4 protein-coding genes are annotated in these 2,375 nt (G+C 28.0%); 2 read left to right on the forward strand and 2 right to left on the reverse strand.

The genetic code is table 11. The features are described 5' to 3' along the window. Positions 1-275: 275 nt before the first annotated feature. Positions 276-1,178: a hypothetical protein gene (locus tag AMDU4_RS10790; protein WP_021788005.1), complete on the reverse strand. Its 903-nt coding sequence runs from the start codon at positions 1,176-1,178 to the stop codon at positions 276-278. Positions 1,179-1,192: 14 nt separating this feature from the next. Continuing rightward, complete coding sequence (locus tag AMDU4_RS10795; protein ID WP_021788006.1) at positions 1,193-1,453, reverse strand: hypothetical protein; 261 nt, start codon at positions 1,451-1,453, stop codon at positions 1,193-1,195. 142 nt (positions 1,454-1,595) lie between these two features. On the opposite strand from AMDU4_RS10795, the gene AMDU4_RS10800 reads away from it, so the two are divergent. Continuing rightward, the gene (locus AMDU4_RS10800) at positions 1,596-1,982 is read left to right on the forward strand and encodes a HEPN domain-containing protein (RefSeq protein ID WP_021788007.1); all 387 of its coding nucleotides are present in this window, start codon (positions 1,596-1,598) and stop codon (positions 1,980-1,982) included. Beyond that, a complete protein-coding gene (locus AMDU4_RS10805) occupies positions 1,966-2,283 on the forward strand; it encodes a nucleotidyltransferase domain-containing protein (RefSeq protein WP_021788008.1) in 318 nt (105 codons plus the stop codon). Before AMDU4_RS10800 ends, AMDU4_RS10805 begins: the two co-directional genes overlap by 17 nt. Positions 2,284-2,375 lie beyond the last annotated feature (92 nt).

The following is a 2,375-nucleotide window of genomic DNA, read 5'->3' on the forward strand; positions in this document are numbered from 1 at the left end:
TCAATAATGGAATGGGAATAAATTGATTAATATTAGCAATATTATTCCCGGGTATATTTATTATGTTTTTCTAAATGATGCTACGGGACATTTACAATTTAGAGTTTGGCCAGCTCTCGTTATTTCAAGGCATGAAGATACAGAATGGATGAAACCCCAACAGCATAGGAACTAGAAAAATGCTCATCTAGTGATATAAAGTGGAATAATAGATATAGATAAACCTAATGGATATAAAAAAAGATTCAAATAAGAAAATCCTAGTCAATATTTGATCATGCATTGTTTATTAATTCACTTGTAATGGCGTCATCTCCCGTAATTACATCTTTATTTGTTTTTAGGATGTTTGCATTAGATAATGTATCGAGATAAACATTAAATTTATAATCCTCCATTTTTTTATTGTATAGGTTATTATAATACTGATTTAATTCTCTTTTGGAGATTTTGATATTTTTTTTCAGTTGAAATATATTATAATATAGAGAGTTTGATATTTTAATATACGGACTCAATGAATGTATACCTATAGTTCCATATAAATATTCATATCCAGTTTTTAGTACATAATTAAATATATTTTCGATAGGATTGCCTGGATTTTTTTCTATTAATTTATATTGTTCACCAATATTAAAATCGAGATATCCATCGTTTCTGTCAATTTTTATAATTTTTAATTCGTTTAAAAAATTTCCATACTTAATTAATTTACTTGTAGATTTGGCATCTATGATCCTCATTGAGCCACTATCATGTATTTTCTGTATTATTTCGATTATAGGTCTATAAAATACATGGGCTTCTGGTATCTGAAAGAATTTATTCTGAGAAATTTCAAATAATAGTTTTTCTGATTTCAAGATTTTCTTATTTTTTTCCTGTTCTATTATTGTTTCAACGTGATCCCTATTTAATCCAGAAAATTGTACATAATTGTTTTCAATTTCATAGTTTATTTCCGCTATATTATCGTATCTATCGTACCTTAGAAGTTTCTTATCACCGTCAGTTAATTCATATGGTAAGCTGGCGCTCAGTAAGAAATCCTTCTTATTCATTTTATTTGTATATAAAAACTGTCCATAATAGCCATGCATGAAGGAATTTGCAATATTTTTTAATTCCCTATTTTCTATTTTATACCTCTTCTGGAAATATATATTTTTCTCCACATTGATCACCGTGTTTAATATATATCTAAACTTGAATTTGTTTCAAACTCCATATCTACAATTATTTTATCATCGTCCATACTGTCATATCTCATTGTTAATAATGTTTTTATATCGTTTAAATTAACATTTATGTCGTCCAAAGTGATGAACTCTCTAAACATATCATTTTTATTATATACGTTAATCATTGAATTTAGTTGCAAATACAGTGAGTTTTGAGCACAAAACATTGGATCGGGTTTACGGTTATATTGTATTATTGATAGATTCATGCAGACTTCCTTTTATTCATAGGACTTATTTATTTTTTATTGTATGTTTGCACATTGAGGCTGATGAATAAAAAATCACCGTAAGGCCACGAAGTTAACTGTCAATATTTAAATATCAACATAAAATGATTTATAGATATACTTGTCGTTTAGTGAAGTTCAAATTTTAAAAAAAAGGAGTTCTGATTTTTTAGAAGAATCAAAACATCTCATAGGCATTAAAAAATACGATTTAGCTATTTTTAACCTGGAGCAATATTGCGAATTAATATTACAATATGCAATGCTGATAAAATTAGGATACTATCCCCGTACTCATTCGTTAAAAGAATTGATAAATAAATTATCTGAAGTCGATGACAGTTTAAAGGGTTTGGTTACAGATGAGATGAACTTGCTTTATCTGGGAAGACTAAGTGATGCATATATATCTACAAGATATATGCCAGTAGAGTTTGATGAGGTCGAAACAAAAAATATTTACCGTTTTGTGGTGGAGGTGTTCAAGAAATATGTCGATAAATTTTGAATTAAAAAAATGGGAGTACTTAAAAAATTACCGTTCAGTTTGTAGTGATGTTTACCGTATGGTTAAAGCTATTGATAAATATGCAAGAGTTTTTGTTTTTGGATCAGTTTTATCAGGGAAAATTACCGCCTCCAGTGATATAGATATATTAATATTGGAAAACGACACAAATTTAAACGATCAAATTTATATAAAAATACTTAAAAATATTGATGCACCTGTCGAATTGCACATAGTTAACGATCAGGGATTTAGCTGGTACAAAAATTTCTCTGAGAATATGGAAGAAATTTTATCCTAGAAATTGGAATCCATCATAATACCTCTTCAAATGAGTTTAACATAGGTCATCACATCTAGAAAGTTGTCGTCAAATATTCTAATGCCTGGATT

This window comes from Ferroplasma sp. Type II, from assembly GCF_000496155.1.

Excerpts from the sequence above, each read along its gene's own strand:
- AMDU4_RS10795 (WP_021788006.1), bottom strand. The coding sequence starts at position 1,453 with ATGAATCTATCAATAATACAATATAACCGTAAACCCGATCCAATGTTT.
- AMDU4_RS10805 (WP_021788008.1), top strand. The coding sequence starts at position 1,966 with ATGTCGATAAATTTTGAATTAAAAAAATGGGAGTACTTAAAAAATTAC.